The sequence below is a fragment of the Mesobacillus jeotgali genome, assembly GCF_900166585.1.
Classification (GTDB): Bacteria; Bacillota; Bacilli; order Bacillales; family Cytobacillaceae; genus Mesobacillus; species Mesobacillus jeotgali_A.
Map to the genome: position 1 here is coordinate 172,232 of NZ_FVZC01000007.1, position 16,544 is coordinate 188,775.

General features: G+C 43.8%; 17 protein-coding genes. 12 read left to right on the forward strand and 5 right to left on the reverse strand.

Annotated elements, in window-relative coordinates; translation table 11 throughout:
• Positions 1-146: 146 nt before the first annotated feature.
• The 8 genes from yiaA to B5X77_RS02280 all read left to right on the forward strand — a co-directional run bounded on the left by yiaA (position 147) and on the right by B5X77_RS02280 (position 6,126).
• The gene (gene yiaA / locus B5X77_RS02250; RefSeq protein ID WP_079504690.1) at positions 147-617 is read left to right on the forward strand and encodes an inner membrane protein YiaA; all 471 of its coding nucleotides are present in this window, start codon (positions 147-149) and stop codon (positions 615-617) included.
• 15 nt (positions 618-632) lie between these two features.
• Positions 633-1,088, forward strand: coding sequence for a PaaI family thioesterase (locus tag B5X77_RS02255; protein ID WP_079504692.1), 456 nt, complete (start codon positions 633-635; stop codon positions 1,086-1,088).
• 122 nt (positions 1,089-1,210) lie between these two features.
• Complete coding sequence (locus tag B5X77_RS23150; protein WP_176167205.1) at positions 1,211-1,369, forward strand: hypothetical protein; 159 nt, start codon at positions 1,211-1,213, stop codon at positions 1,367-1,369.
• 259 nt (positions 1,370-1,628) lie between these two features.
• The gene (locus B5X77_RS02260) at positions 1,629-2,732 is read left to right on the forward strand and encodes an ABC transporter ATP-binding protein (protein ID WP_079504694.1); all 1,104 of its coding nucleotides are present in this window, start codon (positions 1,629-1,631) and stop codon (positions 2,730-2,732) included.
• A complete protein-coding gene (locus B5X77_RS02265; protein ID WP_079504696.1) occupies positions 2,729-3,532 on the forward strand; it encodes an ABC transporter permease in 804 nt (267 codons plus the stop codon). The genes B5X77_RS02260 and B5X77_RS02265 overlap by 4 nt, the downstream gene beginning before the upstream one ends.
• Before the next feature lies 1 nt (position 3,533).
• Entirely contained in the window at positions 3,534-4,337 is an 804-nt protein-coding gene (locus B5X77_RS02270) for an ABC transporter permease (protein ID WP_079504698.1), read from the forward strand.
• Entirely contained in the window at positions 4,334-5,407 is a 1,074-nt protein-coding gene (locus tag B5X77_RS02275; protein WP_079504700.1) for an ABC transporter substrate-binding protein, read from the forward strand. Before B5X77_RS02270 ends, B5X77_RS02275 begins: the two co-directional genes overlap by 4 nt.
• A 131-nt stretch (positions 5,408-5,538) precedes the next feature.
• Positions 5,539-6,126: a cupin domain-containing protein gene (locus B5X77_RS02280; RefSeq protein ID WP_079504702.1), complete on the forward strand. Its 588-nt coding sequence runs from the start codon at positions 5,539-5,541 to the stop codon at positions 6,124-6,126.
• Positions 6,127-6,350: 224 nt separating this feature from the next.
• Here the strand turns inward: B5X77_RS02280 and B5X77_RS23155 are convergent, their stop codons facing one another.
• From B5X77_RS23155 to B5X77_RS02290, 3 genes are all read right to left on the reverse strand, one after another.
• The gene (locus B5X77_RS23155; RefSeq protein ID WP_176167206.1) at positions 6,351-6,497 is read right to left on the reverse strand and encodes a hypothetical protein; all 147 of its coding nucleotides are present in this window, start codon (positions 6,495-6,497) and stop codon (positions 6,351-6,353) included.
• A gap of 216 nt (positions 6,498-6,713) precedes the next feature.
• On the reverse strand, positions 6,714-7,481 hold the full coding sequence (locus tag B5X77_RS02285; protein WP_079505834.1) for a DUF1129 family protein: 768 nt from the start codon (positions 7,479-7,481) through the stop codon (positions 6,714-6,716).
• Positions 7,482-7,486: 5 nt separating this feature from the next.
• Entirely contained in the window at positions 7,487-7,816 is a 330-nt protein-coding gene (locus B5X77_RS02290; RefSeq protein WP_079504704.1) for a PadR family transcriptional regulator, read from the reverse strand.
• Positions 7,817-8,293: 477 nt separating this feature from the next.
• Here B5X77_RS02290 and B5X77_RS02295 point away from each other — a divergent pair, with 477 nt between their 5' ends.
• Positions 8,294-10,348, forward strand: coding sequence for a DUF4179 domain-containing protein (locus B5X77_RS02295; protein ID WP_079504706.1), 2,055 nt, complete (start codon positions 8,294-8,296; stop codon positions 10,346-10,348).
• 55 nt (positions 10,349-10,403) lie between these two features.
• The gene (locus B5X77_RS23160; protein WP_176167207.1) at positions 10,404-10,547 is read left to right on the forward strand and encodes a hypothetical protein; all 144 of its coding nucleotides are present in this window, start codon (positions 10,404-10,406) and stop codon (positions 10,545-10,547) included.
• Positions 10,548-10,610: 63 nt separating this feature from the next.
• On the opposite strand, the gene B5X77_RS02300 is transcribed toward B5X77_RS23160, so the two are convergent.
• Positions 10,611-12,494 (reverse strand): M48 family metallopeptidase, encoded by a 1,884-nt coding sequence (locus B5X77_RS02300; protein WP_176167208.1) that lies wholly within the window; start codon positions 12,492-12,494, stop codon positions 10,611-10,613.
• A gap of 119 nt (positions 12,495-12,613) precedes the next feature.
• Positions 12,614-13,069 carry a GNAT family N-acetyltransferase gene (locus tag B5X77_RS02305; protein ID WP_079504710.1) on the reverse strand — a complete coding sequence of 152 codons (456 nt, stop codon included), beginning with the start codon at positions 13,067-13,069 and terminating at the stop codon, positions 12,614-12,616.
• A 179-nt stretch (positions 13,070-13,248) separates the two neighbouring features.
• On the opposite strand from B5X77_RS02305, the gene B5X77_RS02310 reads away from it, so the two are divergent.
• Together B5X77_RS02310 and B5X77_RS02315 are read left to right on the forward strand one after the other, a co-directional pair.
• Positions 13,249-13,467 carry a hypothetical protein gene (locus B5X77_RS02310; protein ID WP_079504712.1) on the forward strand — a complete coding sequence of 73 codons (219 nt, stop codon included), beginning with the start codon at positions 13,249-13,251 and terminating at the stop codon, positions 13,465-13,467.
• A 1,996-nt stretch (positions 13,468-15,463) separates the two neighbouring features.
• Positions 15,464-16,474, forward strand: coding sequence for a DUF3231 family protein (locus tag B5X77_RS02315; protein ID WP_079504714.1), 1,011 nt, complete (start codon positions 15,464-15,466; stop codon positions 16,472-16,474).
• Positions 16,475-16,544: the final 70 nt, after the last annotated feature.

The window sequence follows — 16,544 nt, forward strand, 5'->3', positions numbered from 1 at the left end:
TCCCAAATTCAAATATTAGAACTGCATAGAGGATGTTTTAAAAATTACAAATTTAAGAATTTTAACTATTATTTGTCATAAATTTCTATATAATAAATTTAGACATAAGCACTATTTTTATAGGAAAAAGAGGAGGAGAGCAACTAATGCCTAATGAAAATGAGATTTTATTGGATAAAGGCGAGCAAAGTAAGCCGAAGGTGAGAGTCGAAAGGAAAGAAGGAGAGCCTACTTCAGCGTTTAAAGGGGCTTCCTGGGCAGCGCTGTTAGTGGGGATTTCCGCTTATTTAATCGGACTGTTCAATGCAGCCATGCAGCTGAATGAAAAAGGCTATTATTTTGCTGTTTTGATCTTTGGACTTTACGCATCCGTGTCATTGCAAAAAGCGGTCCGGGACAAGGAAGAGGGAGTACCTGTTACCGGCATTTATTACGGCATCAGCTGGTTTGCGCTGGTCGTATCCGTTTCATTGATGGCCATCGGCTTGTATAATGCAGGCAGCATTGTTCTAAGCGAAAAAGGGTTCTATGGCATGTCATTTGTTCTTAGCCTTTTTGCAGCGATAACGGTTCAGAAGAATATCAGGGACACACAAAGGGCAAGGGAGAGAGACTGATTCAGGAGGGGCATTGTGAAGAAGAGAATTGATGAATACCAAATCCATGAAAACCATTTCGAGCAAATTCTTGAGCAAGTAAAAAACGACCCTTATGCACAGTCATTAGGTATTCAGTTAACGAAATTTGAGGCAGGCTTTGCTGAAGCGGTGCTGGATGTGCAAGATCATATGGTGAATGCACACGGAACCGTCCATGGTGCGGTAATCTATGCTCTGGCTGATCACGCTTTTTCGGTAGCATGCAATGCCTATGGGAAAACTTCGGTGGGCTTATCAACCACCATCCAGTTTATTGAAGCAGTGAAACCGGGAGAGAAAATCGTGGCAAGGGCGACAGAAACAAGGCGGAACTTCCGGACAGGATTTTACAGAATCGAAATTTTTCATGAAAATAACACCGTCGCCACAATGGAGGCTGTTTCTTACCGGAAGGACCATTATTTTGTTCAACTTGAAGATCAGGAGTAAGCTTTCGAAAGCTGTCATAGTGGCAGCTTTTTTTATTATTGGGAGGTTGCAATGAATCGTGACAGGTCTGATGGAGGAAGAAGAAAAGCTGCCAAGAAAAGCTAGGGATCATGGCAGGTCTGATGGAGGAAGGTGAAAAGCTGTCAAGAAAAGCTAGGGATCATGGCAGTTCTGATGGAGGAAGGAGAAAAGCTGTCAAGAAAAGCTCGGGATTCATGGCAGGTCTGTTGGAGGAAGGTGAAAAGCTGTCAAGAAAAGTTCGGGATTCATGGCAGGTCTGATGGTGAAAGGAGAAAAGCTGTCAAGAAAAGCATGGAATCATGACAGGTCTGATGGTAAATGAGGAAAAGCTGGTCACAAAGGCTTGCAGATTCAGCCAGGCTCCTTGAAGAAAACAAAGGCTGACAAAATAACAGCACTCATTGTATTTTCACGCCCCTATTGTATAATTATTTCGAATGGCAAAATAGTTATTTATTCATCAAGGCTTCATGGCCTTTTTTTATTGGGAAAAAGCAAAATGAAAAGGAGGTTGGATTAATGAATCATTCTACGATTATTCATTTCAACAATGTAACGAAGCAATACGATAACGACCCGCCTGTTTTGGACAGTGTGAGTTTTGAGATTGAGCGGGGGAAATTCTATACGCTCCTGGGACCGTCTGGCTGTGGAAAAACGACGATTCTTAGATTAATAGCTGGTTTCACGGAGGCGACGTCTGGTGATATCTTTTTCAATGGCACAAGGATTAATGACCTGCCTGCGAACAAGCGCCAGGTGAACACGGTTTTTCAGGATTACGCCCTATTCCCTCATTTGAATGTTTTTGAGAATGTCGCGTTCGGTTTGCGGATCAAGAAGATGAAGAATGCAGATATTGAAGCGAAGGTAAGGGAAGCTTTGCAATTCGTGAATCTTTCAGGCTATGAGACTCGTGAAATTCGTGAGATGTCAGGCGGGCAGCGCCAGCGTGTGGCGATTGCCCGGGCGATTGTCAACGAGCCGGAGGTCATTCTGCTGGATGAGCCATTGTCTGCACTTGACCTGAAGCTGCGTACTGAAATGCAGTATGAGCTTCGCGAGCTGCAGCAGCGTCTTGGCATCACGTTTATTTTTGTCACGCATGACCAGGAAGAAGCGCTGGCAATGTCGGATGAGATTTTCGTCATCAATCAGGGGAAGATCATGCAGAGCGGCAGCCCGACGGATATTTATGATGAGCCGATCAATCGATTTGTGGCTGATTTCATTGGTGAATCGAACATCGTGAAAGGCACGATGATTGAAGACAATCTCGTTGAGTTTACGGGCAGGCGCTTTGAGTGTGTCGATAAGGGCTTCAACCCGAACGAGCCGGTTGAAATCGTCATCCGACCTGAGGATCTGGAAATCACCACAGTCGGGAACGGCAAACTTCAGGTAAAGGTGGATTCACAATTATTCCGCGGCGTGCACTATGAACTGAGCTGCTACGACAATGAAGGCAATGAATGGCTTGTCCACTCCACGAAAAAGGCAGCAGTGGGAGAACAAATCGGGCTTTATTTTGATCCGGAAGCCATCCATGTCATGCGTCTTGGTGAAACGGAAGAGGAGTTTGATGCGCGTCTAGAAGCATATGAGGATGGAGAAGTGAAATGAACACGAAACTGACACGTTCATGGTACACACTGCCTTATACGCTCTGGATGGTGTTCTTCGTCATCGCGCCGATTGTGCTGGTTGTCTACTATTCATTCCTGGACATCAACGGCCAGTTTTCGCTGGCCAACTACCAGAAGTTCTTCACTCCAGTCTATTTGACGATGACGCTGAGCTCTTTCTGGTACGCATTCCTGATTACCTTTTTCTCATTTTTGGTTGCTTACCCAACGGCTTATCTTTTAACGAAAACAAAACATAAACAGCTCTGGCTATTGCTGATCATCGTTCCTTCATGGATCAATCTTTTGTTAAAAGCCTACGCATTCCTTGGGATTTTTGGGACATACGGAGTCAGCAATCAATTGTTGGAAGCAATCGGGATTGGCACGCAGCAAATTCTGTTTACTGATTTCAGTTTTATTTTCGTATCGGTTTATATTTTCATCCCATTCATGATTTTACCGATTTTCAATTCGCTGAATGAATTGAATCCGACCTTGATTGATGCGGCCAATGATTTAGGAGCATCCAAATGGACGACCTTCACGAGGGTTATTTTTCCGCTGACGATTGAAGGGGTCAAGTCAGGGGTTCAGGTGACGTTCATTCCGGCATTGTCGCTGTTCATGCTGACTCGCCTTATTGCTGGAAACCGTGTCATCACGCTCGGTACGGCGATTGAGCAGCATTTCCTCGTGACGCAGGATTGGGGAATGGGTTCGACGATTGCGGTATTTTTGATCATCATCATGTTCGCGATCATGGCTGTTACTGGTACAAGAAAGAGGGGTGTGTAGAATGGAGCGAAAAACTTCTAAGCTGGCGAATGTATTCTTAATGATCGTTTTCTTCATTTTATACGCGCCAATCTTTTTCCTCATTTTTTACTCGTTCAACAGCGGGGGGACGATGTACAATTTTGAAAGCTTCACGCTCGATTGGTACAAAGAATTGTTCAGCGATGTCCGATTGCTGATCATTGTATTGAACACGCTGGTCGTTGCCTTGCTGTCAGCGGTGATTGCAACCATCATTGGTGTCATCGGGGCATTGGCAATTCATGCGGTAAAAAAACGCTCCACACGCAATGCGCTGCTGTCCTTGAACAATGTGCTGATTGTCAGTCCGGACGTCATCATCGGGGCGTCATTCCTGATTCTGTTTACGATTTCCGGCTACAAGCTCGGATTCTATTCCGTTTTGCTCTCCCATATTGCTTTTAGCGTGCCGATTGTCGTTCTGATGGTGCTGCCGAAGCTGTCTGAAATGAGCTCTTCACTTGTTGATGCGGCAAGGGACCTTGGTGCGAACAGCTGGGATGTCCTGACAAAGGTCATCCTGCCATACCTATCGCCAGGGATCATGGCTGGCTTTTTCATGGCGCTGACTTACTCGCTCGATGATTTCGCAGTGACATTTTTCGTAACAGGTAACGGCTTCAGCACCTTATCTGTGGAAATTTACTCCCTGGCACGCCGTGGCGTATCCTTAAATATTAATGCTTTATCGGCGTTATTATTCTTATTCACAATCGTTCTTGTCGTAGTCTATTACTTCATCACACAGCGCCAGAAGCTGAACGCAGTGGGGGTGAGGAAATGAAGCAATTAGTGCGTGTGTTCATCGTGATCTCCCTTGTTTCAGCGTTACTGCTGGTGATGATTTCAAAATTGAATGATACAAAGGGATACTCAGGCGATAACACTTTGACAATCTATAACTGGGGCGATTACATTGATCCTGATCTGATCAAGCGCTTTGAAAAAGAAACCGGAATCAGTGTCGTGTACGAAACTTTCGATTCCAACGAGGCGATGATGACAAAGGTCAAGCAGGGCGGAACATCGTATGATATCGCCGTCCCGTCTGAATATATGATAGAAAAAATGAGGGAAGAGAATCTGCTCATTCCGATTGATCATTCGAAGTTGCCGAATTTGAAAAATATTGACAGTCGCTTCATGGACTTGCCATTCGATCCGGAAAATAAGTATTCAATTCCTTATTTCTGGGGTACGGTTGGGATTGTTTATAACCCGGAATTGCTTGACGGGAAGGAATTTAAAAGCTGGAATGACCTATGGGACCCTAAGCTGAAAAATGAAATCCTGCTGGTCGATGGAGCCCGTGAAGTAATGGGAATGGGGCTGAATAGCCTCGGCTACTCGTTGAATGATACAAATAAAGCTCACCTGCGCGAAGCCAAGGAGAAGCTGGACACCCTGACACCGAACATCAAAGCCATCGTCGGCGATGAAATCAAAATTCTCCTCGCCAATGAAGAAGCGCCTATCGGCCTCGTGTGGTCAGGTGACGCTGCCGACATCATGTCAGAGAACGAAAACTTGGACTATGTCGTCCCGGAAGAAGGCTCCAATCTCTGGTTTGATAACATGGTCATTCCAAAAACTGCAAAGAATGTCGAGGGTGCGCACCAGTTCATCAATTTCATGCTTGAAGCGGAAGTGGCAGCCCTCAATACAGAGTGGGTCAGCTACTCGACGCCCAACAAAGCAGCGCTGGAATTTATGCCTGAGGAGATGGTGACGGATGAAAGATTCTATCCATCCGCTAAGCTGACAGAGAAGCTGGAAGTTTATGAAAATCTCGGGCAGGAAAACCTGGCTTTTTATAATGAATTATTTCTAGAATTTAAGATGCATAGGAAGTAATGAAGGGGCCCTGACGAATGTTGGGGCTTCTTTTTATAACACTGACATTGAGACTGTGCACATGAGTCAAAGTACATTCTCTCATCCACTGCATAGGATATCTTAAAAAACTTTTGAGGGGAATGACCAAAATGTATTATGGATATCCGCAACAAAATCCTTACTATTCTAATGGACAGGTGAATAACACTTGGGGGAATTGGCAGTATCCCTATAATCATGCCTACCGGTATACGTACGGGGATGGAGGTTACAGGATAACTGACCAGGGGCAAAAACCATTTGTCATTAATATCAATGAAGCAGCAAAGCAGAATAATACGTTTCGAACTGCTATATGGACAGGGAGTCATTTACAGGTGACGTTGATGAGCATCAATGTTGGAGACGATATTGGATTGGAAATGCATCCGAATGTCGATCAATTTTTACGGGTTGAACAGGGCCAGGGGGTTGTCCAAATGGGCAAGAGCAGAAATAACCTGACCTTCCAGAGAAATGTCGCCGATGATTCTGCCATCATGATTCCTGCGGGAACATGGCATAATGTGACCAACACGGGCAATACGCCGCTCAAACTGTATTCAATCTATGCTCCGCCAAATCATCCATTTGGTACTGTTCACGTGACCAAAGCCGATGCAGCCGCTGCAGAAGGCGGTCGTCCGCATGGCAATGGAAATATAGCTGTTTTTGGAAATACGCCATACGAATGGTAAGACACACCGAATTTTTGGTACAGAAAGACTGGAGGATGTCAAAAGAGGTATTAATGCTATGCACCTCCTTCAGGAATTCATCCTGATGGGTGTGCTCGCAGGAAAAGGATACACCCCTGAAAGGCATATCAGACAGTAGAAGAATGGAAGCGTACCGGCCAGTCCAAACTCCTTCAGCAGAGCAAGAATATGTAGCGAAATAGAAAAAACCACTTAAAGTGGTTTTAATCGCGCATGGCTCCTGCTTCTCGGGAAGTCATCTCGCCCTGTCCTGCGTTTACATCTTTCTGGATTTGCTGTTTTACTTGCTGCGCATCCGTGCCAGCGAACCCTGGTTTCATTTCAGCACCCATTTTGCCTTTGTTTTGCATAAAAACCCTCCTCAATTGTTGCTTTAACGGTAATATTATTTGCCAAAGGAGATTTAGTATGTGTGGGAATATGAGAGGGTTCTCGGGCGCCCAATTTTTGCGGTCTATTTTAGGTAAAAAAAGAGAGTCAACGTGTTTTTGCTTCGAATAATGGGCTTTGGATCATTAGGTTATGCAAAAAAAGGAGTTCAACCTAGTTGAGCTCCTTTTTGAACTTTAAATCTTATTTTGCTGCTTCTTTCTCTGGATAAAAAAGATAGTTATTGCAGCAGCGGCGGCTAATAAAAATGCCAGGAGAGTAATCGTGATGTACAATGGGTCATTGTTTGCTTTTTCCGGTATGAAGCGAGTTGCAATAGGACCCATTGATATGAACAAAGGGATTATTATGGTTAACCAGGTTTTAGTGTAGAGAGCAGCACTGATGAAAATGGCTGCAGACAGGATAATGATCCAGTTGTTCTGTGCCGGAGAAGCGACAAAGACGGTTTCGAAATCCTGTGCTTGGTACCAAAGCAGAAATGATACCATTAAATTCGTTACAGCAATGAAAGTAGCAAGAAATAAAAGATATTTCCATTTAGACTGAAAGAGTTTTGGCAGCGCTTTGAATAAAAACAAGCCGTAGATCAGGATACCAATGACGCTGATGATGACCGCCGACCAGATGGTCCCTTGAGAAACGGAAAAAGTTCCCTCGATTGCAGGGCCAATGCTTAAATAGGCTGACAGCAGCAGGATCATCAATGGAACCAGGCCTGCTATTTGCCGGTAATCTGTCTTCATGGATTCGCCGATGCTTTTCATGTACTTCCTCGGACTTTCGCCGATGATATGGCTGACATCTTTGCCGGCTGCTTCGGCCTCCATTAAATGGACCTCAAGTTCTTCGGTAATTTCGTTGATTTCCTGGTCGTTTTTCCCCTTTGAAATCAAATACATCCGCAGTTCCACTAAAAACTGCTCCGCTTGTTTCGAAACCATCCCGTTCATTTCCCCCTTTTAATCAATACATTGTTCACCGAGGAGCTTAGTTGCGTCCACCGGATGATGAATTGCTCCAATTCCTGCTCGCCTTTTTTGGTCAAAGAGTAATATTTCCGTTTCGGTCCGGCTGTAGATTTCCTTAGAGTGGTGGTCACCAGGCCTTCTTTTTGCATTCGCAGCAACAGGGGATAAATCGTCCCTTCGCTGAAAGAATGGAAGCCATAGGATTCTAACTTGGCAGCCAATTCATATCCGTAAATTTCGCCTTCTTTGATGATGGATAAAAGACAACCATCGAGTATTCCTTTTAGCATTTGCGTGGTATCAGCCATGAACTGACTCCTTTCGGTAACTTGTATTGCAAGGTATTTGGTGTGAATATCACTACCTTGTATTACAAGATATACCAATACTATACAAAATGGTATCTTGTAATGCAAGGGTTAATTCGGTAAAAAATGTAAATACTATATTATTTTGCATATAACTATATAGTTCCTATGTCTCTATCTTCCAATTTGTGGTATCTTTAAAGTTGAAGAATTGCCGTTTTACATAAAGGATCAGCAACTTAAAGAAACAATTTGCCTATTCAGTTGATAAATCTTGCGGCTTGAAAATTGGAAGTAGTCTAGGCCTAATGGATGAATGTAATTGTCAACAGCAACGGAATGTAGTGGAAATAGTGGATCCAAGTTTGAGAGAAGGAGATGAAGAGGATAGTGTCTTCTTGCTCCTAAAATTACATGACAGAAAAAACGTTTGGGACAGCTGAACCGTCCCTTTGTCCCAAAGGGGGGAATACATAGATGATCCTGGAAAAAATAGAGCCGATTTCGACTGCAGTTGTTCAAGAAAAAGGAATTGAATCTGTCGTTGATTGGTTTGATCTGCATAAGGAATATTTCTATACGATGGGCTGGTTTTATTTGCCGAATCAACATCAGATTGAGGAGCTTTTTTACCGGTCAATCCTGCAGATGCATAAGGAGTTGCCACGGTATAAAGGGAATCAATCATTCAAGAATTGGGTGATTTCTATTCTGATGCAAAACAGCCGAGAGCTTGCTCGAGATTCAAAGGGAGTGGAACCGCGCCCGGGTATTTTTAATGCCATTGATCAACTGTCTGGTGAGGAGAAGGAAGCGCTGATTCTTACATATGTCACAGGGTTTTCTCTGGAGGAGGCCGGTCAAATTCTCGGCATTTCAACAGGTAAAATCAGGGGCCTTTTGTTTTCAGGGGTCAAGTCTGTCAGAAATCAATTGTATGCTTCCGACTATAATGGCTGTAAGGATTTTCAAAAGAATTATATCGATTACCTGGAAAAATCCATGGACCGGCCGGCGAAGATCGAGTTTGAGAAGCATCTCTATAACTGCCGGGAGTGCCAGGAAGATTTGGCCAGCTTTCAAGAAGTGGCCATGACCAGATTGAATTTTGCGGACGATGCAAATGACCTGAGAGTCCCGCCTCATTTTATGGAAAACATACGAAAGAGGCTGGCAGTTAAAGAGGAGCATCAACAGCAGATTAAGAAAAAACGCAGAAAACGGGCTCTCATTTTCTCCAGTGCATTTGCATTTATCATCATGATTGGTTTCATTACAGGTGCATTTCCGAAGGCCTACTATGCATGGACAGAAGATGATGTGCATTTGCGTGCCTTCCTTCAGGAGGGTTTTGGCCAAAGGCTGAATCTGGAGGCGGAAAGTAACGGGGTAGTGGTGAAAATTAAGGGTGTGGTTGCGGATGATTTCCAGACGCTCGTTTTCTATGAAATTCGCGACCTGAATGAAGACAAGCGATATGTCATGAATTTTGAGGATGGGGTCTTTGTAGAGAACCAGAATGATATTATGAAACGGGATTCATATCCACGGTATTCTATACCGGATGTGGAAGCGGAAATGAACAAAAATCAGAAGAATGTGTTTTACGGAAAGGTGGCGCTGTGGCCGCTTGAAGAAAATCAAGGAGTAATCAAGCTGAGGATTACGAAGCTCCAGGAGTTGACTGGCGAACCGAATATGCTATATGGATTAAGAGGCGATGCTTATAAAACAGGGAATTGGACCTTCGAATTCCCGGCAGCCAAGCAGCCTTCAACCGAATATGCATTGAATGAACAGAAGGAAATCGAGGGAATCCCGATTCGGTTCGAGAAATTGACGATCGCCCCTACCGCCACAGTTTTACAATATGCCATTAATATGGAAAAGCAAGACAAGCGAATTGAAATGGCTAATTTTAAGACGCTGCGAGTGAATAAGAAGAAACTGAAGACTGACCGTTATGGAAGCCTTTTTATGGATCACCAGCAGGATAGTGCCTGGACTGCCCTTCAATTGCATTTTGGTCCAATGTATGGTGAAAAACCAAAAGAAGTAAGTGCTCAACTAGATTCGGTTTATTTTTCGATTATAGATCCTAAGAGCATTGATATAGGGGGGAGTCAGACATTTCCCCAGACTATTGAATATGCAGGCAGTAAGCTCACCATCGACAAGGTTGAAAGCCGTCAGTCCACCGAAGTGACGATTATCGACAATGACCTTGAAAATCGGGAATATGAATCCCTTCAGGTCAATTTCACCGACGGAAGTGATAATGAACCAAGCATCATGCATATGGACTCTAAAGGAGTGATCATTGACAAACACGGTGTCAAATATGATGTCCATAAAGACCCTATCGATTATGAAAAATTAGAGCAGCCTCGCTATTTTGTCACGGAACAAAACATGAAGTTAGAGGGAATCAATCAAGCCGATTTAAAACTTGAGATCACAGGATATAACGGGATCAAGTATATCGATGAAGTGTGGAGCCTTGGCACGGTTTCGGAGTTCAAGGAAGAGTGAGTGTGCTCAATGAAACCAATTGCACTCTTAGAGTGAAGGTATTAGGGGTGATTAGATGTCTGAGCGCAGCAAAAATAATCATGATAGTAAAATAGACTCTGATGATGGATGGAATAGAGCGTTGTACGGAAGCCCGACAAAGGGTGGCTGTCTTGTTTTTATACTGATCGTTGTATTGGTGTTTTGGTTAATGAAATAACTTGATATAACATGATATACAGCAAAGAAGCAGCGAAGTCCCAGGGGCTTCACTGCTTCTTTGTTAAGAGGCCTGCTCTTTATCAGATTCAGAATAAATCATCGAACCTTCAATCTTTAGCATACTTTTTCGCAAATCCTTTTTGTCATTGAGGATGATCACGCAAGTATCCTCGAACTCTCCCAGACCATTCATATATTTTTCATATAAGGTCTCTTCAGCTTCGTCGAGGTCCGTGCTTTTCGGAAGTGACAGGTCAAGACCGAGGACATATTGTTTACGCTCTGGAATCGACGTGAGCTGTTTTCTTACGAGATAAGCGTTTGAGATTTCTTTAAACTGTTCAAGTTGATTGATTCCTGCGAGGATTTCTTTGTTTTCTTTTTCATGAGCAATAAAGCGGTCGTTTGGATGGATAAAGTCGCACTCTTCATTGGAAGCCTCTACGAGTTGTTCCCACTCTTCCAGCTGATCTCTTGTTTTTTCAAATAACTCATTTTGTTCTGTTTCATAATAGTATCCGCATAACAGGTCAAGACCAGGCAAACGCAATTCCCAATCATATGACATAGCAAGATTGATCCATTGTATTCCTTTTTCCGCAGTGTCCCTGGATGCCAGATAATGCTCTCCCAAAGTCATTAGTGCCCCCGCAGTCCGCTGGTCTTCATAATGCTTTTCAGCAATTTCCTTATACAACGGAATCGCAGCTTCCAAACTATTAAACTCTACTGTCAAAAAAGCCTTTTCCAGCAGTTCTTCAAGAGAGTTTACTTGTTTTTGTGATAGCTCTTCATATCGCTGCTTTGCTTCATTGTAGTCTTCAATATCTTCCTTCCACTCATCCTGATTGTATTCAACCCACATTTTATTAAAGTCACTTAAAACCCGGCCAGGGAAAGCCAGGAAATAGTCAAGCGCCGATTCCTGTTGTCTCTCCGGTAATCCCGCTTCTGTGCCCAGGGCAGAAAGCCGATCCTTTAAACAAGGATGGGTATCTGTCACATAGCTTTCCGCTTCGAGTTTTTCAGTGAAATACTGTGCTGCTTTTTGGTCGCTAAGTTTCTGGTACTTCTCGGCAAAGTTGGAATATGGCTGTGGGACACTGTTTGTTTTGGCACACTCTTCGAACAATTCGCTATAAAAATCACGGTAGTAATACGGTGCGGCTATAGAAGTAACAGCCAGTGCTTCTCCCATAGCCTGCGGGGAGGTTACCGAAGCTGCCGAATGGTCTGCACTGTATTCTTGCTGCCTTGCCATGGCAAATGTATAGGCGTCAAACCTTGGATAATACCACTGGAAAAATTTCCTGAAAATAAAAGTGCCGAATTGTTCGTTTTCCTCCAGGGAATGCATTAAACGCCCCCAGCTCATTCTCAAACGGTAGATTCTCGCACCCATGGCCGTGTCTGAATTAGAAATATGAGCAAGCTCATGCGCCAGGACTGCCGTAAATTGTTCCCGGGAAAGCGCCGTTAAAAGCGGGATTCCGATGACAAGGACGTTCCGCTTTTTCCCGATGAATCCATAGGCAGAAATTTGTGCAACTGAAGCATTGAATTCGCTGTCGAGTACAATTTCATCAATAGGCGGCGTGTTCATTTTGACGCGCAAAGAGTCAATCATTTCAAATAATTTTGGAGCTTCCTCCCTTTGCAGATAATATCCTTCAGGCATTTCCATTTTTACAATCAGCGCTCTGATGATGAAGAATGACAGAGTTCCCGTCAAGAGCAAAACTTTTACATTCCCAAAGGTGAAATTCCCATCTGCGATCATGGCTACCGAAACGGCCATTAAAAATAAAAATAAGGACAAAAATAGTGCGACGTAACCAAAACCAAGTCCAGTGAGCAGGATGACTTTGAATCTGTACAGCTTCGGGTTGGCTGATGCCTGTTTTTCAAGCTTGTTCACCAGCGTTTCAAACTCTTGATTTGTCATTCTCATTCCCCTTTAATAAGTTATCGATAGTATTATATCAGGGAGGAAGTTCTTGCTAAAAGATGTTTTTTATTGGAAATTATTTAATTTTTAGTAAGTTTGGAAATGAATATACTGCTTTATAATTCTTTTGTCATAAAGACGCTATTAGGGTCTTCCACATAGTCAGCGAACGGCCCGCAGTAATCGAATCCGTATTTTCCATAAAGCCTTCTCGCCGGCAGGAACGCCTCCATTGATCCAGTCTCCAGGCTCAGCTTTTTATAGCCGCGAGACTTGGCCTCTTTCATGATATGCTCAAGTAAGGCCTGTGCGACGCCTTTCCTAAGATGGGATTCTGCCGTCCTCATTGATTTCAATTCACCATGCTGGCTGTCCAGTTCCTTTAAAGCGCCGCAGCCCATCAGGTGGTCATTTTCCCATGCTGTCCAGAAGGTGATATCCGGTTTTTGCAAAGCCTCCAGCCCCAGTGCATGGATGCTCTCAGGCGGGGAGTGCAGCGTCATCCCATGCAAATGCTCGCCAATTAAAGCAATAACTTCCGTACCTGTTAGATCGTCAACTCTAATATTCATCAACTAACCCTCAACCTTCCAAAAAGTGCTATTAAATTAGGAATATCATAACTTGTTAGTAAATTGGCAGGCAACTAGTTTTTATAAGGGCTTAGTATAGGCTTTACATGGGAAACAATAAACAGCTTGTCATCATTGGAAGCCACCGTTCATACACTCTCTCTAAAGGGGGTGTAGGGTTGGGTAACGTTCCTAACAGAGTAGATTATTATCTAAAAAACAAATGTCTCTTAAGTGCCAATGTAAAGCACTGGGAGAATTATATTGCAGCTTTAAGGGCGAGTAATACAGTAACGATCAATCAAAAAGAGTATATGGTAGACAAAATAAATATGGTTCATGACCCTGGAACCATCGTTCTCAAAATCAACATTGAACCACTTAGAATATATGATTAAGTATCCTTCGGGATGCTTTTTATTTATGTATAACTCTCGGTCACTTTCTATAGCTCTATTGTTACTTATAGTTATTTTATACGAGGTTTTCATGAGATAAATTAGGAATCCAAGAGAATGGACCCTTATAAAAACCACCCTAGCCACATAAGGGTGCGGATCGAGTCAAAATGGACCCTTATGAAGTCACACTCAGCGACATAAGGGTGCCGATGGAGCCGAAATGGATCCTTATGAAGGCAAACCCAGCAATATAAGGGTGCCGATCGAAGCTAAATGGACCCTTATGAAGGCACACCTAGCGACATAAGGGTGCCGATGGAGCCGAAATGGACCCTTATGAAGGCAACCCCAGCGACATAAGGGTGCCGATCGAAGCTAAATGGACCCTTATGAAGACAAACCCAGCGACATAAGGGTGCCGATGGAGCCGAAATGGACCCTTATGAAGACAAACCCAGCGACATAAGGGTGCCGATGGAAGCTAAATGGACCCTTATGAGGTCACACTCAACGACATAAGGGTGCCGATGGAAGCTAAATGGACCCTTATGAGGTCACACTCAACGACATAAGGGTGCCGATGGAGCCGAAATGGACCCTTATGAAGACAAACCCAGCGACATAAGGGTGCCGTTGGAACCTAAATGGCCCCTTATGAAGACAAACCCAGCGACATAAGGGTGCCGATGGAGTCAAAATGGACCCTTATGAAGGCAAACCCAGCAACATAAGGGTGTTGTTGGAGCCGAAATGGACCCTTATGAGGTCACACTCAACGACATAAGGGTGCCGATGGAGCCGAAATGGACCCTTATGAAAGCAACCCCAACGACATAAGGGTGCCGATGGAAGCTAAATGGACCCTTATGAAGACAAACCCAGCCACATAAGGGTGCCGATCGAAGCTAAATGGACCCTTATGAAGGCAAACCCAGCAACATAAGGGTGCCGATAGAACCTGAATGGACCCTTATGAAGTCACACTCAGCGACATAAGGGTGCCGATGGAGCCGAAATGAACCCTTATGAAGGAAACCCCAGCGACATAAGGGTGCCGATGGAAGCTAAATGGACCCTTATGAAGTCACACTCAGCGACATAAGGGTGCCGATCGAGCCGAAATGGACCCTTATGAAGGCAACCCTAGCGACATAAGGGTGCCGATGGAGCCGAAATGGACCCTTATGAAGACAAACCCAGCAACATAAGGGTGTTGTTGGAGCCTAAATGGAGCCTTATGAAGACAAACCAAGCTACATAAGGGTGCCGATCGAAGCTAAATGGATCCTTATGAGGTCACACTCAACGACATAAGGGTGCCGATGGAGCCGAAATGGACCCTTATGAAGACAAACCCAGCGACATAAGGGTGCCGATGGAAGCTAAATGGACCCTTATGAAGGCAAACCCAGCGACATAAGGGTGCCGATGGAGCCGAAATGGATCCTTATGAAGGAAACCCAGCGACATAAGGGTGCCGATCGAAGCTAAATGGACCCTTATGAAGACAAACCCAGCAACATAAGGGTGCTGATGGAAGCTAAATGGACCCTTATGAAGGCAAACCCAGCAACATAAGGGTGCCGTTCGTGTGCAAAAGCACCAAGAATGCAAAATTTTCGAGGCAGTGATAGAGTCGGGGCTATGGTGGATTTTTATGAATTATTTGGTTCACACAAAAAATGGGCGGTGTGAACCCTGCATTTCTTTTTAATCAAACGTTTGATTAAAGATAGGGAATTGGCATTTTCCTTGGGGAACTTTCGTTTTGATGTATTCCGCCTCTTTTGATTGAAAGGACGTTAAACGAAAAATCGTCATATAGATTTAAGTGTCCTTCGGGATGCTTTTTTTGTTCTTGGAACGGATTCCTGGATCCCGCCAGCTCAAGCATTCAACTTTTTCTTGTAAATGGGATTCTTTTCTTTGGATGGGGGACTTTATAGAAAAAGGAGAATATCCGTGGACGGAATGGTGAAAGGAAGTTGATTTTATGATCCTGACAAATCCAATTAGCTCATCTGAAATAGGGACACTGTGGCAGACGTACCAGGAGAAGACTTTAATCATGCGATTTTTGGAGTATTTCATCCAAAAGGCAGACGATCAGGAGTCGAGGAACCTGTTGGGAGGGCTGTGGCAGGAGCTTGATTTTTATGTGAAAGAAATGGAAAAGGTTTTTGACGAGCAAGGGATGGTAAAACCTGTGGGGTTCAAGTCCGATGATGTGAATATCGAAGCTCCTAAACTATATGACAATGGATTTGATATCATGTTCGTCCGTGTCTTAAAGCAGATTAGCATGGGTCTATATACTTTGAATATGAATATGGCATACGACATCAAAGTGATGGCGATTTACGAGGGACTTACGACAGTGACCCAGAAAATTTATAAGCTTTCCACCAAGTATCTGCTGGAAAAAGGACTGCTATCCGTGCCGCCAAAAGTAACCATGCCAAAAAACGTTGAATTTATCGAGAGTAAAAAGTATATGAAGGGCATGAAGTTGTTCGGTGACAAAAGAGTCCTGAATGACCTTGAAATCGGAATCCTTCACCATAATCTTGAGTCAAACAATATTGGCATGAAGCTGATCACAGGCTTTGCCCAATGTGCACAGAACAAAGAGGTAAAACAGTATTTTCTGCAGGGAAAAGAGCTTGCTAAAAAGCAAATCAGAATGATGGAGAAGATCCTTCTTGACAGCGACATCACACCGATAGAGTCACCTGGAGGGACCGTAACTACCTCTACTGTTCCGCCATTCTCAGATAAAATGATGATGCATTGCATTTATATCCTTAATGGATTTGGACTGGTTGGTGCAGGGAGCGGAGCATTTTTCAGCTTAAGGAACGATATTTCCATGAAATCGATCATGCTCGCTAAAGATGTGTATTTCTATGCTCAGGAAGGCGTCAAAATTAAAATCAAACAAGGCTGGTTTGAAGAGCCGCCGCAGATGGAAGACCGATCAGCGATCATAAAGAAAGGACAGTAAGGGGACAGGGTGCCTGATGTCTAAAAAAACGGATACAAAGCAAGGGACCTATCCTATCCGAACACCAAAA

Bases quoted from the DNA above. Each gene is read 5' to 3' on its own strand.
- yiaA (WP_079504690.1), top strand. From the start codon at position 147: ATGCCTAATGAAAATGAGATTTTATTGGATAAAGGCGAGCAAAGTAAG.
- B5X77_RS23150 (WP_176167205.1), top strand. From the start codon at position 1,211: ATGGAGGAAGGTGAAAAGCTGTCAAGAAAAGCTAGGGATCATGGCAGT.
- B5X77_RS02260 (WP_079504694.1), top strand. From the start codon at position 1,629: ATGAATCATTCTACGATTATTCATTTCAACAATGTAACGAAGCAATAC.
- B5X77_RS02265 (WP_079504696.1), top strand. From the start codon at position 2,729: ATGAACACGAAACTGACACGTTCATGGTACACACTGCCTTATACGCTC.
- B5X77_RS02270 (WP_079504698.1), top strand. From the start codon at position 3,534: ATGGAGCGAAAAACTTCTAAGCTGGCGAATGTATTCTTAATGATCGTT.
- B5X77_RS02275 (WP_079504700.1), top strand. From the start codon at position 4,334: ATGAAGCAATTAGTGCGTGTGTTCATCGTGATCTCCCTTGTTTCAGCG.
- B5X77_RS02280 (WP_079504702.1), top strand. From the start codon at position 5,539: ATGTATTATGGATATCCGCAACAAAATCCTTACTATTCTAATGGACAG.
- B5X77_RS23155 (WP_176167206.1), bottom strand. From the start codon at position 6,497: ATGCAAAACAAAGGCAAAATGGGTGCTGAAATGAAACCAGGGTTCGCT.
- B5X77_RS02285 (WP_079505834.1), bottom strand. From the start codon at position 7,481: ATGGTTTCGAAACAAGCGGAGCAGTTTTTAGTGGAACTGCGGATGTAT.
- B5X77_RS02290 (WP_079504704.1), bottom strand. From the start codon at position 7,816: ATGGCTGATACCACGCAAATGCTAAAAGGAATACTCGATGGTTGTCTT.
- B5X77_RS02295 (WP_079504706.1), top strand. From the start codon at position 8,294: ATGATCCTGGAAAAAATAGAGCCGATTTCGACTGCAGTTGTTCAAGAA.
- B5X77_RS23160 (WP_176167207.1), top strand. From the start codon at position 10,404: ATGTCTGAGCGCAGCAAAAATAATCATGATAGTAAAATAGACTCTGAT.
- B5X77_RS02300 (WP_176167208.1), bottom strand. From the start codon at position 12,494: ATGACAAATCAAGAGTTTGAAACGCTGGTGAACAAGCTTGAAAAACAG.
- B5X77_RS02305 (WP_079504710.1), bottom strand. From the start codon at position 13,069: ATGAATATTAGAGTTGACGATCTAACAGGTACGGAAGTTATTGCTTTA.
- B5X77_RS02315 (WP_079504714.1), top strand. From the start codon at position 15,464: ATGATCCTGACAAATCCAATTAGCTCATCTGAAATAGGGACACTGTGG.